General features: G+C 36.3%; 24 protein-coding genes. 17 read left to right on the plus strand and 7 right to left on the minus strand.

Annotation, left to right across the window (positions count from 1 at the left end):
• Positions 1 to 241: 241 nt before the first annotated feature.
• Positions 242 to 388, plus strand: coding sequence for a hypothetical protein (locus AC2INI_RS18420; protein WP_017019179.1), 147 nt, complete (start codon positions 242 to 244; stop codon positions 386 to 388).
• Positions 389 to 647: 259 nt separating this feature from the next.
• Positions 648 to 1,133 carry a GNAT family N-acetyltransferase gene (locus tag AC2INI_RS18425; RefSeq protein WP_486305963.1) on the plus strand — a complete coding sequence of 162 codons (486 nt, stop codon included), beginning with the start codon at positions 648 to 650 and terminating at the stop codon, positions 1,131 to 1,133.
• Between the two features lie 192 nt (positions 1,134 to 1,325).
• Here AC2INI_RS18425 and AC2INI_RS18430 read toward each other — a convergent pair whose 3' ends face one another.
• Positions 1,326 to 2,120 carry an aminoglycoside 6-adenylyltransferase gene (locus AC2INI_RS18430; protein ID WP_486305964.1) on the minus strand — a complete coding sequence of 265 codons (795 nt, stop codon included), beginning with the start codon at positions 2,118 to 2,120 and terminating at the stop codon, positions 1,326 to 1,328.
• A 98-nt stretch (positions 2,121 to 2,218) separates the two neighbouring features.
• Between AC2INI_RS18430 and AC2INI_RS18435 the strand changes: the two genes are divergently transcribed.
• The 8 genes from AC2INI_RS18435 (at position 2,219) to AC2INI_RS18470 (ending at position 7,053) form a co-directional block, all read left to right on the plus strand.
• Complete coding sequence (locus AC2INI_RS18435; protein ID WP_486305965.1) at positions 2,219 to 2,392, plus strand: hypothetical protein; 174 nt, start codon at positions 2,219 to 2,221, stop codon at positions 2,390 to 2,392.
• 2 nt (positions 2,393 to 2,394) lie between these two features.
• Entirely contained in the window at positions 2,395 to 2,859 is a 465-nt protein-coding gene (locus AC2INI_RS18440) for a GNAT family N-acetyltransferase (protein ID WP_102257510.1), read from the plus strand.
• Between the two features lie 177 nt (positions 2,860 to 3,036).
• The gene (locus tag AC2INI_RS18445; RefSeq protein WP_486305966.1) at positions 3,037 to 3,552 is read left to right on the plus strand and encodes a DUF6933 domain-containing protein; all 516 of its coding nucleotides are present in this window, start codon (positions 3,037 to 3,039) and stop codon (positions 3,550 to 3,552) included.
• A 157-nt stretch (positions 3,553 to 3,709) separates the two neighbouring features.
• Positions 3,710 to 4,165, plus strand: coding sequence for a GNAT family N-acetyltransferase (locus AC2INI_RS18450; protein ID WP_211254252.1), 456 nt, complete (start codon positions 3,710 to 3,712; stop codon positions 4,163 to 4,165).
• A 794-nt stretch (positions 4,166 to 4,959) separates the two neighbouring features.
• Positions 4,960 to 5,364 (plus strand): DUF2726 domain-containing protein, encoded by a 405-nt coding sequence (locus tag AC2INI_RS18455; RefSeq protein ID WP_486305967.1) that lies wholly within the window; start codon positions 4,960 to 4,962, stop codon positions 5,362 to 5,364.
• A gap of 105 nt (positions 5,365 to 5,469) precedes the next feature.
• Entirely contained in the window at positions 5,470 to 5,631 is a 162-nt protein-coding gene (locus AC2INI_RS18460; protein ID WP_486305968.1) for a topoisomerase DNA-binding C4 zinc finger domain-containing protein, read from the plus strand.
• Between the two features lie 121 nt (positions 5,632 to 5,752).
• The gene (locus tag AC2INI_RS18465) at positions 5,753 to 6,424 is read left to right on the plus strand and encodes a thermostable direct hemolysin-family toxin (RefSeq protein WP_122033262.1); all 672 of its coding nucleotides are present in this window, start codon (positions 5,753 to 5,755) and stop codon (positions 6,422 to 6,424) included.
• Positions 6,425 to 6,609: 185 nt separating this feature from the next.
• Positions 6,610 to 7,053 (plus strand): GNAT family N-acetyltransferase, encoded by a 444-nt coding sequence (locus AC2INI_RS18470; protein WP_065598008.1) that lies wholly within the window; start codon positions 6,610 to 6,612, stop codon positions 7,051 to 7,053.
• 184 nt (positions 7,054 to 7,237) lie between these two features.
• On the opposite strand, the gene AC2INI_RS18475 is transcribed toward AC2INI_RS18470, so the two are convergent.
• A complete protein-coding gene (locus AC2INI_RS18475) occupies positions 7,238 to 7,447 on the minus strand; it encodes a hypothetical protein (protein ID WP_486305969.1) in 210 nt (69 codons plus the stop codon).
• Positions 7,448 to 7,833: 386 nt separating this feature from the next.
• Here AC2INI_RS18475 and AC2INI_RS18480 point away from each other — a divergent pair, with 386 nt between their 5' ends.
• From AC2INI_RS18480 to AC2INI_RS18495, 4 genes are all read left to right on the plus strand, one after another.
• Entirely contained in the window at positions 7,834 to 8,289 is a 456-nt protein-coding gene (locus tag AC2INI_RS18480) for a YhfG family protein (RefSeq protein WP_254052606.1), read from the plus strand.
• Entirely contained in the window at positions 8,282 to 8,884 is a 603-nt protein-coding gene (locus tag AC2INI_RS18485) for a putative adenosine monophosphate-protein transferase Fic (RefSeq protein ID WP_486305970.1), read from the plus strand. Before AC2INI_RS18480 ends, AC2INI_RS18485 begins: the two co-directional genes overlap by 8 nt.
• Positions 8,885 to 9,647: 763 nt before the next feature.
• Complete coding sequence (locus AC2INI_RS18490; protein ID WP_122033208.1) at positions 9,648 to 10,046, plus strand: hypothetical protein; 399 nt, start codon at positions 9,648 to 9,650, stop codon at positions 10,044 to 10,046.
• 461 nt (positions 10,047 to 10,507) lie between these two features.
• The gene (locus AC2INI_RS18495; protein ID WP_105055996.1) at positions 10,508 to 10,756 is read left to right on the plus strand and encodes a DUF3297 family protein; all 249 of its coding nucleotides are present in this window, start codon (positions 10,508 to 10,510) and stop codon (positions 10,754 to 10,756) included.
• A gap of 188 nt (positions 10,757 to 10,944) precedes the next feature.
• On the opposite strand, the gene AC2INI_RS18500 is transcribed toward AC2INI_RS18495, so the two are convergent.
• Together AC2INI_RS18500 and AC2INI_RS18505 are read right to left on the minus strand one after the other, a co-directional pair.
• A complete protein-coding gene (locus tag AC2INI_RS18500) occupies positions 10,945 to 12,312 on the minus strand; it encodes a YjiH family protein (protein ID WP_486305971.1) in 1,368 nt (455 codons plus the stop codon).
• Between the two features lie 279 nt (positions 12,313 to 12,591).
• Complete coding sequence (locus AC2INI_RS18505) at positions 12,592 to 14,238, minus strand: P-loop domain-containing protein (RefSeq protein WP_486305972.1); 1,647 nt, start codon at positions 14,236 to 14,238, stop codon at positions 12,592 to 12,594.
• A 167-nt stretch (positions 14,239 to 14,405) separates the two neighbouring features.
• On the opposite strand from AC2INI_RS18505, the gene AC2INI_RS18510 reads away from it, so the two are divergent.
• The 3 genes from AC2INI_RS18510 (at position 14,406) to AC2INI_RS18520 (ending at position 16,916) form a co-directional block, all read left to right on the plus strand.
• Entirely contained in the window at positions 14,406 to 14,639 is a 234-nt protein-coding gene (locus tag AC2INI_RS18510; protein ID WP_122033211.1) for a hypothetical protein, read from the plus strand.
• Between the two features lie 179 nt (positions 14,640 to 14,818).
• A complete protein-coding gene (locus AC2INI_RS18515) occupies positions 14,819 to 16,228 on the plus strand; it encodes an FAD-dependent oxidoreductase (protein ID WP_122033212.1) in 1,410 nt (469 codons plus the stop codon).
• Positions 16,229 to 16,538: 310 nt separating this feature from the next.
• Complete coding sequence (locus AC2INI_RS18520; protein ID WP_122033213.1) at positions 16,539 to 16,916, plus strand: hypothetical protein; 378 nt, start codon at positions 16,539 to 16,541, stop codon at positions 16,914 to 16,916.
• Here the strand turns inward: AC2INI_RS18520 and AC2INI_RS18525 are convergent, their stop codons facing one another.
• The 3 genes from AC2INI_RS18525 to AC2INI_RS18535 all read right to left on the minus strand — a co-directional run bounded on the left by AC2INI_RS18525 (position 16,917) and on the right by AC2INI_RS18535 (position 21,379).
• Positions 16,917 to 17,555, minus strand: coding sequence for a hypothetical protein (locus AC2INI_RS18525; RefSeq protein ID WP_486305973.1), 639 nt, complete (start codon positions 17,553 to 17,555; stop codon positions 16,917 to 16,919).
• A 119-nt stretch (positions 17,556 to 17,674) separates the two neighbouring features.
• A complete protein-coding gene (locus tag AC2INI_RS18530; protein ID WP_486305974.1) occupies positions 17,675 to 20,032 on the minus strand; it encodes a fatty acid cis/trans isomerase in 2,358 nt (785 codons plus the stop codon).
• Positions 20,033 to 20,140: 108 nt separating this feature from the next.
• A complete protein-coding gene (locus AC2INI_RS18535) occupies positions 20,141 to 21,379 on the minus strand; it encodes an L-lactate MFS transporter (protein WP_486305975.1) in 1,239 nt (412 codons plus the stop codon).
• Positions 21,380 to 21,383 lie beyond the last annotated feature (4 nt).

The following is a 21,383-nucleotide window of genomic DNA, read 5'->3' on the forward strand; positions in this document are numbered from 1 at the left end:
ATGCATCAACACGATTTACTACACTCGGCATCTCAGATTGTCGGGTGTTTCTCGTTTTAAGGCGTCAATTTTGAGTATAATTGTATAGTAGTAAACGTGTTATGCAGGCGTTATAACCTAGGTGAGATAGTTCTCAAATACACTTAAATATTAATAGTTTAAGTGATAGTTAAGGTAGAATTGATTTCATACTATAGATTGTAGCTATTTAGTAATCATTGAATAAAAAAGGACTTTGAAAATGACAACTCTTCAAAAAATTGCAATTGGGCTTGGTTCTGGTTTACTTGTTGGATCTGTTTCAACGGTGCTACCTAGCTTACAATTTTGGTGTTTTGTCATTGGATTAACTCTAATTAATTACGTTATTGTTACGAAGAAAAAATAAAGCAAATAAGTGATAGTTATCGGTGCCAAAGAGCATGAATTGCTGGAAATAAGATGATCAAGGTAGTGATTATAATGTTGAAGGTAAACAGTTACGGTTTCAGTAACATTATCAGATGGTTATAACAAATGCATCAACACGATTTGTTACATTCGGCATTCTAGGTTTCTTTGGGTTTACCGTATTAAGTGGTAAATTTAGGCTTAATCTGCATAGTACCAAACGTGTTATGCAGGCGTTATGCGCAAAAAGGATAATAATGATAATTAGAGAAATTTTAAGTAAAGACATTGATACGATTTTAGAATTAAACGAGACGTTCGTAGACGTATTAAGTCCGATGGATAAAAGTAAGTTATTGAGGATAATTGAAATATCAGCATTGTCAGTTGTAATTGAAAACGAGAACAAAGTTGTTGGTTTTCTGATTGCACTAATTGAAAATGTAGAATATGAAAGTATTAATTATCAATGGTTCAATGAAAATTATGGTTCATTTTTATACATCGATAGAATTGTAATTTCGGAAAAATACCAAGGAAAAGGCATTGCCTCAAAGTTATATAAATATGCTTTAGATTCAGCCATTGATAATTCAATCCCTTGCGTATTTGCTGAAATCGACGTTATTCCACCAAATGAAGCATCTTTGTTATTCCATAAAAAAATGGGTTTTAAAGAGTTGGAATTATTAAAGCACAGCGAAGAAAAAATGGTATCTCTTCAAAAGTTGACCGTTAACTAGGCTAATTTGAGATAGCGCATAACAAATGCATCAACACGATTTGCTACATTCGGCATTCTAGGTTTCTTTGAGTTTATCGTATTAAGTGGTAAATTTGAGCTTAATCTGCATAGTAGCAAACGTGTTATGTAGGCGTTATACCAAATTTTCTCCAACGAAAAGGGGATATATTTCAATCCCCTAAATATTACATTACGCTTGAGTTTCTTGCTTTAAGTAGGTAACGCACATTTCTTGTGCTTCTATGTTTCTTTCTACTTGTTCATTTTCTCTAAGCTTTAAGTAAAGCTCAATACATTTATTAGTGGCCACAATTAGCGATTCTTTTTCTGGCTTTGCTACTGTAAGTTCTAATTCTTTACTGAACTCAGGTAAACGAGTTTCAATTTTCCTTACACCAGATGGAGTTAGTCCTGCCTGTTGTAGAGCTAATGGTGACAAGGCGACATTTCTGAGAAATGATAAAAACTCAAGAGCTTCAAAATATTCACCTCTAGCAATTTTAGTTGCTGCATAATGAATCCAAATCCAAAAACGATCTTCAATCCATTGTGGCTCTGGGCATGGGTATTGATGTTTTTTTGTTTTAAATGTATCAGTTAGAAGCTGATCTTTTTCCCATAAAACCTTCGTATCATCAACACGAGTTGCCGCGTCGGGTAAGGATACAAATTTGTAGTCGACATGTATTGCATGTGGTGCATAAAGAGCGATAACTAGTCGTGGCTCACCAACATGTTCGCCAGTAAATGCTGCTATTTTACCTTCGATGCTGTTAATGATAGTAAACCGTTCAGTCATGATATCGTCAAAGTCTGCTGGGTTTACAGCAATAACTAAGTCTAAATCACTATATTTGTCCATAGCGTCAGAAGCATATGACCCACTAGCACCAATCCCAAGGATCCGCTGATCCTTTTTTAATGTAGTAATGATTTTGTCTAAAAGTTGCTTATGAGTCTCTGGAAGAGTTTTTGGATAGTTCATATTTTACCTTTTACCTAAGTTAATCCTAAAACTACAAGTTAAGTAGTTAGTGCGGTAAAATTAACGCAGCATTATAATATCGCTAAAAAACAGTTTATATGCAACTAAAATTTGGTATAACAAATGCATCAACACGATTTGCTACATTCGGCATTCTAGGTTTCTTTGAGTTTACCGTGTTAAGTGGTAAATTTGGGCTTAATCTGCATGGTAGCAAACGTGTTATGCAGGCGTTATATCGTTTTTTTAAGTACATCGTTTTAAAAGATTAAATATGATTCAGCTTAGATCAATGACCACAAATGAATATCCTGCGTATTGTGAATATTTCATTGATGATTATAGCCGTGAAATAGCTGAAAACTATGGTCACTCAATGGATAGGGCGCTCGAATTGGCTAATCAGGATCTTCTTCGTAGTTTTCCTAATGGTTTGGAAACTAATGAGCATGAATTATTGTGCATTGAATTAGGTTCAGAATTGGTTGGTTATTTGTGGCATTCGATTAACGCAAATGATAAGTCGACGTTTATTTATGACTTCTTTATTTTTCCAAACTGCCGCAATAATGGTTATGGAAAATTGGCAATTACTGCTCTTGAGTTACAATTAAAATCGATTGGTATTGAGCAAATAAAATTACGAGTTGCATATCAAAATCAAAGAGCGTTAAAGCTGTATCAAGAGGTTGGTTTTTCTATTTCTGGCTACAATATGTCAAAGAAAATAGTAAGTTAGCATTCTCGATATAACAAAGCAATCAACACGATTTACTACATTCGGCGTTGTAGGTTTGTCTTTAGTTTCAGTGATTAAGGCGGTAAAATTCAGCTAAGTCTATGTCGTAGTAAACGTGTTATTGCGGCGTTATGTTGTTGGTGTAAAATAAGGTTTTTCAACACCTTGGGGTGAGCTATGTTTCAGTTTAAATGTACCAAAAAAGTTCAAGATTTCATTGGCCTGAAACCAAGTGACTTAAGTGAAATTGAACCTGAAAGGTTTGTTCTAGGTAATTGGTTTGTTAACTCTTTTACCCAAAATCGTCGTAAAGTTTTAGTCTTTATGGAAGAGAAAACATTATTCTCATTTATTATTATTGGTGTCCGAAAAGAACATATCAAAACGTTAAGAAAGCATTTTCTGGAAGGACTGTGTTTACAGTTGAAAGCTGAAGGCATTAGCCCTCAGACCGTGTTAGCATTTTCAAATAATGAAACGGTGCTGCATTATGCTAAAACCGATAATAGAAGTAAGGTAGGCTCTATGACTGACCTTATTAATTTGTATAGCGCATGGATTGAATCAGCAGGTGGCTTGTCTGAAATTGACGTTGTTGAGATGGGAATGAAACTTAACAGAGTACCTCAAACGAATTTAAAGCTGACTTACGCAATTGATGAGCTTAGATACGCGCTTGGAGAAACAACATAACAATTACATCAACACGATTTACTACACTCGGCATCTCAGGTTGTCGGGTGTTTCTCGTTTTAAGGCGTCAATATTGAGTATAATTGCACAGTAGCAAACGTGTTATGCAGGCGTTATGTTTATCCAATAAATTGAGGTACTTATGAAAGTAAGGTTAATGGAAAAGTCTGATTTAAATGATACAGCAGAAGTACATAAATTAGCTTTCGTAAGACAGAAACAATCTTATGAATGGTTAGTGTGTAATTTCAATGCTTTCCCGCGAGTCTTGTGTTTTGTCGCTGAAGATAGCAATGGGATTATTGGTTATATTATTTGGACTCAGAAAAGTGGTTTTCGTCCTGAAGTCGTAATGGAAATTGAGCAATTAGCGGTTTCTCCTAACCACCAAAGAAAAGGTATTGGGCGCAGCTTAATCATGAACTCTTTACCATTAGTAAAAGCAAAATTGGCAGAGAATGACTCAGTATTAAAGCATGTGTTTGTTACAACGAGAGCCGACAATTTTGCTCAAGAATTGTATAAATCAACATTAGGCGCAGAAGTGGAAGCAACGATTACTAATCTATATTCTGCGGATGAAATATTAATGATTGCACGCAACGTTAGTTAATAAACATAACAATTGCATCAACACGATTTATTACATTCGGCGTTCTGGGTTTGCTCAGGGTTTCGTGATTAAGGCAGTAAAATTCAGGTTGGTTTGCATGGTAATAAACGTGTTATGCCAGCGTTGTGCGTACTGAGTCCGAAATTTTTTGCACGGTTCATCAATAGGATTGCGGCTTTCGTAGTCTTGGCTTAGTAAGCGTTCCTTTCTTCTTTGTTTCCTTTTGGTTTTCGTATCATCAGGTTCGGCAAATTAGCCTTATTTTCTTAAGTTCAGGCGTTTCAGAAGCTATTTTATGCTTCAATTGTTCTCTGGTTATGCCTCATTTTAGTCTGCATCAGTGTTTTACTCGCAGCATTTCAATCCCAGTTGTGGCAAGGATATTTGGTTTATCAGCTCCAAATCTGCTGAAACCAAGTCGTTCAAATGGCGTAAAAAGTGTATTTGTTTTCCATTCACTTTATCTCGCAGTTTAAGAACATTTTGTTCGCTTAATTGGCATCGGTAAATTAGAATCTAGGCTTAGAAAATCTTGGCAGGGCAGTTCTTTACCAAGTTGACCAAGCCGAAAGTAAGCACGCACAACAATCGCATCAACACGATTTATTACATTCGGCGTTCTGGGTTTGCCTTGGGTTTCGTGATTAAGGCGGTTAATTCAGGTTGGTTTGCATAGTAATAAACGTGTTATGCAGGCGTTATAAGCTTAAATTGAAATGGTAATTACAGCTGTTTCTTGGTTATGTCAAACTAGGCCAAGATATGGAAGTAAAGGTTGAATTAATGGAGATGTCGTGGAAATTCTAATTGTAATAGCTTTGGTATTTGTTCTGGTTTTATTTTTTATCACTAAGCTAAAATCAAGTCAATCATCGGCTAAAAGTGGTCATTCTTACCGTAAACTCGGGGCATTATTTACTCCCGCAGAGCGTTCATTTTTTGGTGTACTACAACAAGCCGTTACTACGGATAATGTTCTATTTTTTGGTAAAGTTCGTGTCGCTGATGTTATTACTCTTGAAAAAGGAATGACAAAATCAGCATGGCAAATCGCGTTTAATAAAATATCAGCCAAGCACTTCGATTTCATTTTGTGTAATCAAGATGACTTGTCAGTTATCTGTGCAATCGAACTAGACGACAGTTCTCATAATAATGCTAAACGAAAGTCTAGAGACCAATTTTTAGAAAGTGCTTGAGAATCTGCTAATTTTCCACTTATTAGAGTACCTGCTAAACAAGCTTACAGTATCGAAAGTATCAGGCTCAGCTTACAAAGTGTCTTATCAAATGATGAAACTGAAATGCCTAGTTTTAGCCTTGACCCCGCAGATAAGCATTGTCCTAAATGTTCATCGAATATGGTTCTTAAAGTGGCTAAAAAGGGTAAATCAGTTGACAATGAATTTTGGGGTTGTAGTTCATTTCCAAAATGTAGGCATATCGAACAGAAAATATCTGAATAATCAGTACGCTTATAACAAATGCATCAACACGATTTGCTACATTCGGCGTTGTCAGTTTGCCTTTAGTTTTAGTGATTAAGGCAGTAAAATTCAGCTAAGTCTGTATCGTAGCAAACGTGTTATGCAGGCGTTATACGATGAAGTATTCGTGTTGGTATTTTACACTGTAAAATATTGCGGCTTAAATATACAAAAAAGATATATATTATTAATTAATTTTGTATATGAGGGTGATATGTTGTTAAAGACTACTTGGGCTATTTTATTTTTTTTAATTCCTTTTTTGACTACAGCAAGTATTGATGTGCCTATCGATAACTTGTTCCTTCAGAAGTCAGGGGTTATAAAGTTTGTTGTTAAAAATAAATCGATTGAGCTAGATGTTAATGTTGATAGTTATTGGACTAATCAAACTATTAAACGAGTACCAAATTCTGATGTAAAAAAGCAGTCAATTTTTACAATATCTAATACACCGTGGCCGTGGGCGTACGGTTATCTGACTATTAGTATAGACAATCGCCAGTTCACAATGGCAGTAATATCAGGATATGAAAACTCTAGTTCAATGATTAAAGTCAAATTTGATGAAGGTACAGTAACAAATAGTGCTGACTCTGTAACTGATTTTATTGGTGTAGGTAGCAGTTTACCTCACATAGGTAGCGTTGTAGATTTATCGCTTCCTAACTATTTTATTAATATCGAGCTATACGAAGAGAATGAAGAAAGCTTGCTAGTTATGTGTATATCTGAAAGCTCTACAAGTGATGAATGTAAATACCAAGATTAACAATAAAATATTTTTTAATCGTATAACAAATGCATCAACACGATTTACTACACTCGGCATCTCAGGTTGTCGGGTGTTTCTCGTTTTAGGGCGTCAATTTTAAGTATAATTGTATAGTAGCAAACGTGTTACGCAGGCGTTATAAGCACCGATTTATTAAGGTTATTTGAGCCAGAGGTAAAGGTTTGAAATTTTCTACGCGTTTAGCGAAAGATAGTGATTTTGAGTTCTTATTTGAACTTAAAAAGGCGGCTGAATTTGAGCCAATTAAGGCTGTGTTTGGTTGGGACGATAAAATCCAACGTGAAATGCATCAAGATGAATGGGATGAGGAAAAACCAACCATCATTGAAATGTCAGGTGAAGCCGTAGGTAGCTATTTACTTCAAAACAAAGGCGACCATTTCTATTTTTGCCGTTTCTTTTTATTACCAAGCTTTCACGGGAAAGGAATAGGAAGTCAGGTTTTAAGCCAATGTTTAGAGTTTGCTGATAGCGAGAATAAACCAGTGAAATTGTGTTATTTGCAAGGCAATCGAGTAGGCGGTTTATATCGTAAATTTGGTTTCCAAGTAACATCAGAAGATGCTCAATTTGTTCATATGAACCGTGTGAGAATGTGCTTATAACAAATGCATCAACACGATTTGCTACATTCGGCATTCTAGATTTCTTTTGGTTTACCGCATTAAGTGGTAAGTTTGGGCTTAATCTGCATGGTAGCAAACGTGTTATGCAGGCGTTATGTCTTATTTAAAATATAAATTATCCATTCGCGTACACATGAACGAATGGATAATAGTTCATATCTAATTATATGTTTTTATTTGAAATTTCCAGTATTTGTTTTTTTGACATGCCCTGAGTTATTTTATTCTTGGCTACAAGAAGTACAGCTTGGTTTGTAGTTAGACCTGCTGAGACTGCATTATCAATTAAAGCTCCATTTAAGCCACTATTAGATTGAGCGGAAAATGCAGAAAAAGAGAATATAGATAATGCAATAATTAATATTTTTTTCATAATCTAATACCTTTTTACTATTTTTCGACGACCTATTTCGTCTTTATTAATAACAATAGTGTGACATTGCTCGCATGTAAAGTTATTAGGCGATATATTCTAATTATGTTCACTGAATTTTAACTTTAAAAAGTGTAGGGGTACTATTCTTACGGTAACGCTATCATTGAGACATAACAATTGCATCAACACGATTTACTACACTCGGCATCTCAGGTTGTCGGGTGTTTCTCGTTTTAGGGCGTCAATTTTAAGTATAATTGTATAGTAGCAAACGTGTTATGCAGGCGTTAACTGCTTCTTTGTTAATTTATCTTTCAAATATGGTAATAATTCTCTTTGAGTAGTAGACTAATATTATTTCCGCATAAATGTGCGAGGTAAGCATGAAGTACGAATTATTAGTTTTAGCTGCAATGACACGATTGGAAGCTCCAAATACTCAAGCTATCGTGGCTGCAACTGGGATTTCTGAACGTAAAGTACAATCCGTAGTAAACTCATTAGTTGAAAATTTAGGTTTAAATATTCAAAGAGAGCGCCAAGGTCGAACCTTCCGTTTTTCTATTAGTAGCTGGGGTGTTTTTGAATCAGGGAAAGCGATTCAATCTCAACTTAATGATATTGATTTAGTTATGCCAAGTAATTCAATGCTTTCTTCCTACGAAGAAAAGCATGCCTATTTCGAGAAAGTTAAAATGGATAACTTTAAAGAAAGTATGCGTTTAGAGGGGCATGATGTTGCTAGTGATTTCGATTTATCTCTCGATAGAGAGCAACAGCGTCAAATTCTGTTAAACAAGTACTCAAACCTTAATTCGTTAGAGGCGCTCAATGGCTGATAAATATGGCACAAAAAAAGATCCTTATACTTACGAAAATAGTACGCTTCTTGTTAATAAGCTCAATATCAGCAATGAAACTGTGCTAGAGGCTGCTGAACGTGATTTAACAACGTTAGCTGCGATGTATGTGGAGTTTCAATTACCTCCTTACGATTTCAGCTATCTGCGTTCAATTCATCATGCTTTGTTTTCCGATCTATTTGAATGGGCTGGCGAGTTAAGAACAATTGATATTTCAAAGGGAAATACACGTTTCTGTAATGTAGCTAGGATTGAAAAAGAAGCAAATAATCTATGTTCAATGTTAGAAAAAGATAAGTACTTAGTAGATCTACCATACGATGAGTTTCTCACTAAGTTAGCTGAGTATTATTGCGATATTAATGTTCTACATCCATTCCGTGAAGGTAATGGTCGTGCCCAACGTTTGTTGTTTGAGCATATTGCAATCAACTGTGGTTACAATATTAATTTTGCTGGTATTACTTCTGAACAGTGGGTAGCCGCAAATATCCATGGTTATCATTGTAATTATGTACTAATGAAAGAGCTGTTTTCTGTTTGTGTAACTAAAGCTGAAAAGCTCAGTTAACAATGGCATCAACACGATTTACTACATTCGGTGTTGTTAGTTTGCCTTTAGTTTCAGTGATTAAGGCAGTAAAATCTGTATCATAGTAAACGTGTTATGTAGGCGTTATATTTTTTTTGTATACTTTCTTATGAACTATTCAGCCCATTGTTTTCTGCTAATGTCTACTTACAAAATTACCAATAATTAGAAGTGTTTACAGTATTTAATCCTATCTAATTGAGTTACATTTATTTCTATTTTAAATAATCTCATTAGGAAGCCGATGTATACATCAATGTTCATAGAACTAAATTCATCATTAACGGTATTTATTATTTTTGTTGTAAGCTATTTTGTGTATAAAAAAGAATCGTTAGGGATTGAAACGTACTTAAAAATAAGTGAATTGTCTTATTATCTATCTTTTATAGTTTCAACGGTTTGGTGTATTTATTGGCTTTCGCATATTGAGGATCTAAAGGAAGTTGGATTTATCCTTGCATTTGCTTTTCAATTACTCTTTTATACATCAACCTTAAGGGTAGGATTAATCTTAGTTAATCAGCTGAATCGTAAATCAAAAATATAACAATTGCATCAATACGATTTGCTACACTCAGTGTTGTCAGTTTACCTTTAGTTTCAGTGATTAAGGCGTTAACACTCAGCTAGGCTTATATAGTAGCAAACGTGTTATGCGATCTATCGAGTATTTAAGACTATAATTACTTATTATACTAAATTTGTATAGGATGTATTAACTTATAATAGGAACGGAGTAATGAATAATAAAGTACTAAGGCTTGGTTTTATCGCCGCAGCATTAATGAATATTGTTGGAGTTCTAACTTTCTCTCGATTTTTTACTAACTCGGTAATCAATGATTTCGATCCGGTTGTAATGTCTAATTTTGGTTTGCTAATGATCCTTGTTTGGGGGCTTGCATATTTAGGAGCATCTTTTGTTAACTCAAATATCAAGTGGCTAGCATTGGCTTTCGCGCTTGAGAAACTCGTATATGTTATTGCATGGTTAGTTTGGTTTTCAGGTAATGATATTAGGTCGGTTTATGAGCAGGATTTGTTTGCAGGCTTTTTCTATAGTATCTACGGTCTAAATGATTTTATATTTATGCTATTTTTTACTTGGGTTTTTATATATCAAAATAAGAAAGCATAGTTGACTCCACTGATTAAAAGCCTTTGTTGTTTATCAATATATAATGACAAAGGTAATATCAAATTAATCGTAGAAAACGAATATGGTGTCAATAACTAATAGTTAACGTGTTTTTCCTTCAGCTACGATGCGACTGTAAGTTGACTTAAAAACTGGGTTACATTGTATGCTGACATCATAGCCATATAGAGAATGTTCCGTACTTGCTTACGTCTCCTTTGAGTTTTACCGGTATCAATATATCGTAATAAACGTGCCACGCAGGCGTTAGTTGTCAACGTAACTTTAAAGGTATGAGTATGAATCAAGAAAAAATAGTTACTATTATTGAAGCTAATGAGGCTTTTATTTCGCCACAAGCAAAGCTTTACAACATTTATGATAATTGAATCAGTATCTCTTGAGGCTTAGGCTTATATTGACTACAATAGCGCACTTTTTATTTTCTATAGGCAACAAACATGAACGATATTAAATCGCAACCAGCTCTACCTGATCACCTTTCTGGCAATCCTCGTAGCCCGCATCATGTAGCAGAGTGTTTTGAGCATCACATTGGTATTCGTCTTAATGGTAAAGAGCGTACAGATGTTGAAGAATACTGCATTAGTGAAGGTTGGGTAAAAATTCCTTCACCAAAAGCACTAGATCGTCGTGGTCAGCCTCTTATGATCACACTAAAAGGCACAGTTGAAGCTTTTTATAAATAAGAAAAAGAGATAACTCAATTATCATATAATTAAGTAATTAAGTAATTAATTGATTTTCTTGAGTTACATTATCTCAAAAAGGGCCTAAAGAAATTTAGGCCCTTTTTTATAACATCATAAACTAGAACAAAAAAAGCGACCTCATCAGAGATCGCCTTTATATGTGTTAGCTAAATTAAACGAAGCGTTTAGAAAATCAAGTGCGCCATACCCGCAATAACAGGTAGCGTAATTAATGTACGTAAGATGAAGATAGCGAATAATTCAAAGATATTCACAGGGATCTTACTACCAAGTAATAGAGCACCCACTTCGGACATATAAATAAGCTGAGTTACAGACATTGCAGCGATAACAAAACGAGTCATCTCACTATCAATAGAAGCAGCAATGATTGATGGAATAAACATATCAGCAAAACCAACAACAATCGTTTGAGATGCTTCTACCGCATAAGGAACACCAAGTAATTCTAAGAAAGGAATAAAAGGTTGGCCCAATACAGAGAATATAGATGTATATTCAGCGATAACTAAAGCAATAGTACCTAGCGCCATTACAACAGGTAATACACCAAAAACCATATCGACTGCATTTTTAACACCTTCACCAAATACACTACGAATAGAGGTTACTTTTGATGCTTTATTCATTGCCTGCTCAAGACCCCAAGAGAATGTAGTATAACCTTGAGGGATAACTTCAGCATCTGCAGCTCGTTCAGTACCATCGATAAACAAATCTTTTTTACGGCTAAGAGGCGGCAAACGAGGGATGATGATTGCAGCAACAACACCAGCTAGACATACCGTTAAATAGAATGGTAAGAAGTAACTCTCTAATTCAACTTGTGCAATAACCACTAAGCTAAAAGTAATTGATACCGCAGAGAATGTAGTACCAACAACGGCCGCTTCACGCTGAGTATAAAACTTCTCTTCGTATTGCTTGCTTGTTAAGAGAATACCAACAGAGCCATCACCTAACCAAGAAGCCATACAGTCGATAGCTGAACGTCCAGGTAAGTTGAAAATAGGGCGCATAATTTTACTTAAAAGCGCACCAAACAGTTCTAATAGACCAAAATTAAGTAGTAGAGGAAGTAATAAACCAGCAAAAATAAATACAGAGAATAAAACAGGTAAAAGGTCATTAAGAACTAAGCCACCTGTATTTGGTTCCCATACCGCTTCTGGACCAACTTGAAAGAAAACCATTGCAGCAGCTACGCCACCAATTAAGCGAACCACAAACCAAAGAGGGGTAGGGTTAAGTAAACCAAATAAAAAGGGGTTATTTGTGATAAAGCTAGGTTTAATGATTTTAGCTAGAATGGTAACAACAGACATAAACATAACGATGCCTGTGACTATCGCAACCAAATGATCACCAAATAGTGCCTGAATAGATTTTGCTAATACAGCAACAGGTATTGTGATATCACCGTTATAAGTGATTGGTGCCATAAATAGGAATAAACCTATTAGTGATGGGATAAGAAACATTAGAAGATTCTTCTTCTTGCTCATTTGGGGTATCTCACTTGAATTTTGCATAAATCTCTCAAATTACTACTAGTTAATAAAAGCTAATCCTTAGCATTATTATTCACTAAACTTCCGTATTCATTCAGTTATTGTGAAGAGTACACTGTTTTTTTAAAAAGTGGAATACTATTCATTAAAAAAACGTATTTATTCACTTTTAGGCAGGATAATATCATACAGTTAAGATAATATGTAACCGATCTGATTGTTTTTTGTTAAATTTGTGAAATAAAATACAAAAAAAAGCCTCCGAAGCGGAGGCTATATAAAAATATGTAAACTAGAGACTTACTTGAAATCTGCGACGCGCATACGGTTTAATGTTGCCATAACTTCGATAACACGAGGCTTCGCTAAATCACCGTGTTTTGGCATTAATTCGTGCCAGTTGTCATGCAGTTGCTGCGCAATAAATTCAACAGGGTCAGTTTCCCAACCTGGAGTTTGAGAAAGTTGGAACCACAACCAACCAATCGCATGAACTTGTGCTGAAGACTGCAACTGAGACATAGCGGTAATATCGACTAATTCGCGACCAAAGCGTAATGTATTCTTGTTTCTTGCTTGAATACGGAATTTACCTTCTTGCAAGATAGCTTGAAGAGAAGAACGGTTCAACTGACGAGTTTGAGTTGGTAATAAATGTTCAGAACCTTCACGAACTCGCGTTGTAGGATGAGTCGCTACCACTTCTTTTGCTTTTACAGTGACATCAACCGCTTGGTAATCATGCATTTGAATCACCGTATCGGCAACATCAAGGTAATCACCAGAACCACCCATAACTAGAATGGTTGATACATCTAACTCATCACGTAATTGGCCAATACGATCAACTAATGGCGTGATTGGCTCTGCACCATTATTAACTAATGCTTGCATGCGCTCATCACGGATCATGAAGTTAGTTGCTGAAGTATCTTCATCTATTAATAGCGTTTTTGCTTGCGCTTCTAATGACTCTTGAAGCCATGCCGCTTGTGATGTAGAACCTGATGCATCTTGTGTAGAAAAACAGGTCGTATCTTTACCCATCGGCAAATGATTAATGTAGTTTGATAGGTTCAAATTGTGAACACAACGTCCATCTTCAGCCTGAATTTTGGTTGTAGAAGACTCAGTCACAATGTATTCGCGGCCATCACCAGGAATATGATCGTAAATTGAACGCTCTAATGCATTCAGTAATGTTGATTTACCATGAAAACCACCACCAACAATAAGCGTAATACCTTTAGGTATCCCCATGCCTTTAATTAAGCCACGGTTAGGTGTTGATAATTCAACTTCAAGAGACGCAGGGCTTTGAAATGCAATCGCTTCTTTCATTGGACGATCATTATTACCTGCAATACGAGGTAAAATACTGCCATTAGCAACAAAAGCCACTAAATTATGCTCAGCTAACTGACGACGTAGCGCAACTTGATCAACGATAACTTGGCAGTGTGCTTTTAGCTCATCAATTGGTAATTCACGAGCCAATAAAGTACGACGGATATATTTTGGCATGTGGAATGTCAAAATATTAATCGCGCGTTTCGCTAAGATCTCACGACCATCAGCTGGTAAGTTCATGTTATAACGAAGTTCAATCCCTTCATCATCAAAAATAACCGATGTATGATCTAAAACAGTTTGGCCAGAAAGCGCAATTGAAAGTGTCGTATCTTTCTCAAGCAGTTGACTAAAGTGACGAGCAAGGAAATCTCTTGCTGCACGTTGATAATCAAGAGACGTTTCTTGCAACCATTGAAGATGAGTTAGTGACCAAGCACGCTTCGCTCTTAGGCGAGAAGGCGGCGCATATGGGTCAGATTGAACATTATCAATAGATAAAGTGAAGTCGGTGAAGTCATACTCCCCCTTAATAGAGGTGTAACTACGGTAGTTTCTTTTTTCTAATTTTTTTAGCTTGGCTTCAAGATGTTCCATTACATTCACATTATCAAATAAAGTTGTGAGCAGTATAACAAAATCCCAGTCATAATAAGAACTTCTTTCATGCGGATGTGAAAAATAACTCTACGACCAATGGCTAATTTACTTTCTAAAGACTTTCAAGCCATAGTAATGCTAATAAGACGTAAAGGAGTACAGTCATGAATGTTATGGTCACCATTTTAGAAAACCTATTTATTGCTTCTGGAGTGATCTCGCTCTTGTTGGCAATTTCACTATATGGTAAACGAACGGCTGATTGGGGTGGGGCGTGTTTACTTTTTGTAAAACGTATTGATCTCTCAATTCAAGAACACAAATGGTATCGCATTGGAGTGAGCTTATTTTTCATTGGTGTTCTGGTTCGAATTCTAAATTTAACACTCTGGGGCTAGAGATACTCACAGTTATCCACATTTTCTGTGGGTAACTATTTGAATAACCCTTTAACTGTATGAATAATAAATATTTTCATTCTGTAGCAAGCTTTTTTTATGATATCCTATTATTTTTTTGTGACGCGAAGTAAAATAGACAAGTCAATAAAAAATAGCCTTGGATAGATAAGAATAAGATGGATAAATCTCAATCTCGCAAGAAAATTGCAATTATTGGTGGTGGAATCGCCGGTTCAAGTATTGCCATGTATTTATCAGAGTATGACGTTGATATTGACGTGTTTGAACAAGGCACCAGTTTGGTTAATGGTCCCCCTATCTGCCATCTTCATGCGGGAGGTAACTTATATCGAGAGATCTCTGATGAACAATGTATCACGCTGCTCACTGAATCTATCGATACTGTGCGTTATTTTCCACATACACTGAATGTCCGTCCAACCATTATCGCTATTCCTAAAATAGACAAAGGACAGCCAGAAGCACTCTTACCTCGCCTAAAGTTACTTCAAACCACATATTCAGATCTAATCGCTGAAGATCAAACCAATCAAGTATTCGGTCCTGCTTGCGATTATTTTAAAACGTATTCAAAAAAAGAATTACAAAAAATTGCGTTACGCACTCCAACCAATAACCCAACAACATTAGATGAGTGGTTAATCGGTTTCTCTAATCAAGTGGATTTAGAACAATTAAAGTATCCAGTTGTACTTGTACAAGAACACGGTTTAAGTGTCTTTCGTATGGCAGCCACGGCACTGTTAACGTTATCTTCTCAAAATAACGTCACGCTTAATTTTTCTAGTTCAGTCAATGGTGTCCATAAAGAAAGAGTAGATAATGACGGCTGGACACTAAGCTACACAAAAGATAAGCAAACGCACTTAAAAAAGTTTGATTATGTAGTTAATAGTGCGGGATTTAAAACTGGCATAATCGATGATCTTGCGAATAAACCTAGAAAGAGATTAGTTGAATTTAAAGCAGCCTATGTCACGCATTGGAATAATGATAACTATGGTAAATGGCCTGAAATTATTTTTCATGGCGAACGTGGAACGCCACAAGGTATGGCTCAATTTACTCCTTATCCAAATGGTTTTTTTCAACTGCATGGTATGACTGAAGAAATAACCTTATTTAAGAATGGGTTATCTGGCTCTTGTCATCTTTCTGCACAACCAAAATTGTCTGAAGAGTTTAATAAAAAAATTAAAGAAGGATGGGATAAGCAAGTCGAAGAAGACAGAACCGTAAAAGCCATCGCTCATCTTTCTCAATTCATGCCAGAATTTATCCAAGCTACACCAGCAGGGAAGGCGTTATACGGAGCACAACAGATCCCAGGAGATGATGTGACATTAAGAGCGGCAAATATATCGTATACACCTGATGGTTACTTTAGAGCTGAAATAGTCAAAGCGTCTTCTGCTATTACATGTGCGAAAGAGCTCGGTCGTTTAATGCAGCTTGAAGTAAAAATAAAGAGTGCGCCCATTTACAGCGAAGAGAAAATCGAGCTTGAAGCTGAAAGGTTAGCAAGTGAGCGAGGTTATCCAATAGAGCTAGCTCAAATATATTAATATTAATTAGAAATGAAAATATGACCTCGTTAATAGTACGGCTTACTGTACTTGTTGATGTGTGATATCCATCACTAAAAGCGAGTTTAGCCGCATGATATTTACCACAAATGAATACAAAAGGTAGTGAATGTAATTAATACGTTGTTATCATTTAATTCATTTACATTTAAAAAGTTGATGTATTTGTTCATTATTTAACTGAGCTTAAATATATTATGCCATACTGTAGTTAAAGTCAGAGAATTTGATTGAATTTTCTGGTTTTTTTGTTGAAAATAGTCACATAGAGACTTCTTCAGGGTGATATGTGGAATTTTTACTGAAACGTCGTTGGCCTAGATTTGAATGTAAGAAATCGGTTAATGCAAAAATATTTTGGGCTCACCGATTGATGCCGTTTGTTAGTATTAAATTAATGGATGTGTCTAAAAAAGGGTTTGGTTTTACCAGTGAAAGGAAATTAAAAGAAGGTTGCTGTGAACTTAGAATCCGCTCATTCCCTAGTATGATTGGTGACATCGTTTATAGAAAAGAATTCAAAAATGAGAAGGGTGATACTCTGTATCAATATGGATTCTATTTAAGCACTCAATTACATAAAACTCAAATTGAGAACTTAGGTTGTAAAGGTGTGATTGAGTTGGAGCATATCGCTAAGGATCCAAGTAAAGAATCACTTGGATAATTATCGACAAGCTGGATTTTTATTTTTAAATAGCGCAAAACAGAGAAAATACTTAAGTAAAGCATGCTGTTGATTAGATTCTAAGGGATGATAAATAGAACGATTAACGCATGCCATAGAATAATTGGTTTCTAATACTGCTGCGAAATTATCTTCTGAAAGCTGATTGTGTATACCTTGCTTTAGGTAGTTATCATTTTGAGCTGGCAAAATTCCTGTCCACCAGTGATAAAGAGCTTTACTGCTGCGCGTACGATCAAACCAGTGATCGCATAAGATCGCGAGACTGTCTGTTACTTCAAACCCCAAGTTATCTATCGTGTGTTTTATCGATGACAGCATTTGTGATTTAGCTTCTGTTTTGGCATTCAAAAATTGCGGATAAATAATCCATACCTTTTGCTTATCAATAAGAATAGAATAAACAAAGATGTGGTGGGTGGTATCATGAAAAACCAGCTCGTTACTTATGGTATTGCCATTACACTTAGCAAGTGAGATCAATCGTCGATTAAATGCGGCACTAAGATGTGCTGGCGACATTCCTCGATTGTGAATTGTAGGGTAATGTGATTTACACAATGCCTTATAATCATCACTAAAGGCGGTAAGTGTATTGATAAATAACGATTCTAACAAAAAGAGATACCTTATTAAAAAAAACAGTATCGCTCGAGAATCGCTACTTTTCAATGACCAACATTAATACAACGCTAATTATTGTGTTGTTTGTCTACAATTAGCGCATATTATTTTTTCTAGCGATTTTCAAAACGATTGTAATCAAGCAGCCCGGCCTCGATAGGGTTATGTGTTTTATACCACTCTGTTAATTCATCACTGTATGGCCAAAATTTTACCGAACTTCGTCGAATAGCAAAGCGATTAAGAAAGGCAATATAGTCGCCTTCAGAGCTAATATTACGCAGTTGAGTGATAAACCGTTTTAACTGTGATTCTCTTACCTCTAAGAATGCGGCAGGGTAACTACCAACAACACCATATAGAATAGAGAAATGATCTTGTTCTGGCATTCTATTACTCTCTTCGTTAAACAAAGAAGAAATATTTTTATGCGCACTGGTATTAAATAAAGTAAAAAATTCACTATGATTATCAGTATCAGCAATAATTTTTACCGTAATAATCTGTGGTAGGTGCTGTAAACCAGAGCCTTGTATAGTGTCTATCGTTTTCAATAATGTATGCGACGTATTCATCAGCTTTGAGTTTGTGACATCGTAACGTTGGGATATATTTGAGCCGATATGATTACGCAACAGAGCAAATAACTCATCTTTTGGATTGTCCGATACATATTTTATACGAGTAGGTTGTTCGAATGGCTGAACATCACGCTGTAAGTATTTGCTCAATTGTGGAGATGGATCTTGATACCAACTCTGCCACTCTTTTTTACGTTCTTTTCTTGGAAGTAGAGTTAAAAAGTTAGTTTCCCCTTCCATTCGTAAGAAGTCCATATACATTCTGGTCATCAATTGGTGACCAAAATTACCATATACGTCAAAGCCAGCGACCAAAAGGTAATGGATTCTCTCTAATAAGGCATAATCAATAACCCAAGCGGTTTTAGGGGTAGGGCCATTTAACCCTTTAATGACGGACGCGCTATCAAAATGACGATAAATCGTTAAGGCTGCATTGTTATTATCATCACCGCCATCCCAAATGAGTTCAGGTGTTAAGTGTTGACCGTCTTTAAATACTTGATTTAAATATATGTTTTTATCTTTAAGATAACGTGCTTGATTACGTGAATATTGTATCCAACTCGTAATAGGAACGGTTGTACTTTCTAGTTCAGCCGGTAATGCTAGGTTTTGTTTTTGCTCTCTGTAAAACTGCTCGACGTTAGGATTGTCGGCGGTTTTAGGATCAACAAAAAACACCCAGAAATGGTCGTTAATCACATTAAGAGCCAACTGTCCACGGCACACAGGCCCTTTAATAAACCCCTGAATCGTGTCTTGCGCCTCATCAAGTAAATAGTTATAGCGAGAGTTAACGGGTAAATCAACAAACGTCGTCAATGGGTTCGCCGCAATTTCCGTAGAATAACTAGGTAGTTTAGTCACAGTGTAACTTTCTTTAATAAACCATTGCTCCCATTTACTAAAACGCGTTTGATCGAGTAAGTAAGGCATGTGAGTTTTATCTACAATGGTACTTCTAACCGGAGTAATACGGTAATAAACGCGACCAACGTTTGGATCATCATATGGTCGACGAGTTGCAATTAAAGCTATCTCTTCACCTGGAGGGGTTGCAGAACGAACCAACTTAAAAAAACGTAAAGTATCTGGGTCACTTGAAAAATATAAATGATTTAAAAATAAATGTTCATACAAATATCGGCTTGTCAGTTGTTGTTTTAAACTGTCGCCATTAAAGAAAGATTCCCATTGTGCGATGTTTCTTTTTTCATTCTGAGACAGTGGTGCAATATCACTTGTCTGAGCTCCTTTTTCCAACCATGTTACTAATAGATTATGTTCTGAATCATTTAACCCTGGCATCCCATAAGGCATTCCCCAGCTAGGGTATTGAGATTCATAATCAGACATTTCCTCAATCGTAGGGCATTGTTGGTCTCTATCGACAGCAAAGTCATAACCGGTTAATTGTTTTTCGTCTGCCAGTGGATTATTTTGTTTTAACGTTAGCATACGAGCCATCACACTGGCTTCAGTATTGGCTATTGGTGTTTGTTCACGTTCATTAAAAATAGGGGTGAAACCAATATCACGCCACTCTTGAGTGGTTTGAGCGTCTTCAAATAAACGAGTAGGGTTTGCTGCGACTAGCCTCGTTCCTTGGTAAATAGGGAATTTGTGAGCGCCGCGATCCATTCCTTCAGCAGATGACATTTTAAGTTGGCAAGGTGCATCATAACAGGCATGACAAACGACACAGCGCTTATCGATTAAAGGCTTAACCTCATTAAGATATTGTAAACTGTCAGAAGTGTTATATTCATTAAGTCGTTGTTGTACAGATTGTTTACCAAAAAGTTGGTCGTAATTATAAGTGGCGTAGGTCGCACAGCCGGAAAAGATGACAACAAGAAGAATAAGTAATGAGCGGTTAGAAAACATAAGCGCATCCATGAAGAAAAAGAACTTTGATTATAATAATAAATGAAAAGAAAAACAAAAAAGCCCGCTTACTTTTCAGTAAACGGGCTTGATTTTATTAAGAATATATTAAACAGTAGCAGGGCTTAGTTGCTGTGCTTTTTCTTCAGAAATAGGTTTGGTAACAAGAGCTAGAACAATTGCAACACCAACCATTACTGCAGAGATAGTGTAAGCCAGTGCATAGTCACCGCCTTGAGTCATTGAGTAACCAACAACAGCAGCACCGATAGCACCACCAATACCCCATGATGTGTAAAGTACACCATAGTTAGTACCGTAGTTTTTCAGACCGTAAAACTCAGCAGTTAACGATGGGAATACAGCAAGTAGAGTACCGTAACCAACAGCAGCGATTGCAGTACCAACGATTAGCATAACTTCGCTATCAAATGTACCGAACATAGCCATGTTTGCAGCTTGTAAAACAAACGCGATAAGCAGTGTCTTAACGCCACCAATTTTGTCTGAAAGCATACCAGCAGCAACACGACCGCCTGAATTGAATACAGCTAGGATTGAAGCTAGGTAAACCGCGTTAGGCAGATTAGCTTGCATGCTTGCAATCGTAGTAATGTTACCGATGATCATAAGACCTGCAGAAGCAGCAAACGCGTACATAATCCATAACGAGTAGAATTGTGGCGTTTTAAGCATTGCTTTCCAGTTAAGATCAAGTGGTTGGCGAGTAGAAATAGGTGCTTTACCCGCTTTTACTTTTGGTAGCTCTGGCGTGTAACCTTCAGGTGGGTTAGTAATTGTCGTCGCTAATGGCACTGCGATAGCAAGGATTGCCACACCAAGCACTAAGAAGCTTGTTTGAATACCGTACATAGAGATTAGCGCCGATGTAACAGGAGCTAGGTAAATAGCAGCAAGACCAAAGCCTGCAGCAATTAAACCATTAACCATGCCTTTTTTAGAAGGGTGGAACCACTTCATTGCAGATGGAGCAAGACAAGCATAACCAAAACCGATACCAGCACCTGTCATAACACCAAACGTTAAGTTCAGCATGAAAACAGTGTCAGCGAAGCTTGATGCGATCATGCCCAAGCCAACTAAGATTGTACCGAAGATCAAGATTAGGCGTGGACCCATGCGATCTTGAAGGATGCCAGCAACAAGAAGACAGATAGAAAAAGTGATTGTTGCAGTTGCATAAGGTTGAGACGCTTGTGACGCCGTCCAGCCCATATCAGTAACAAGAGCTTTGTTGAATACGCTCCATGCGTAAAGAATTCCCAAACATAGGTTAATACAGAAGCCTGCAAGCAGGATACGCATTGCTTTATCGATATTTTTCATCGCA

Source organism: Aliivibrio friggae, from assembly GCF_057368515.1.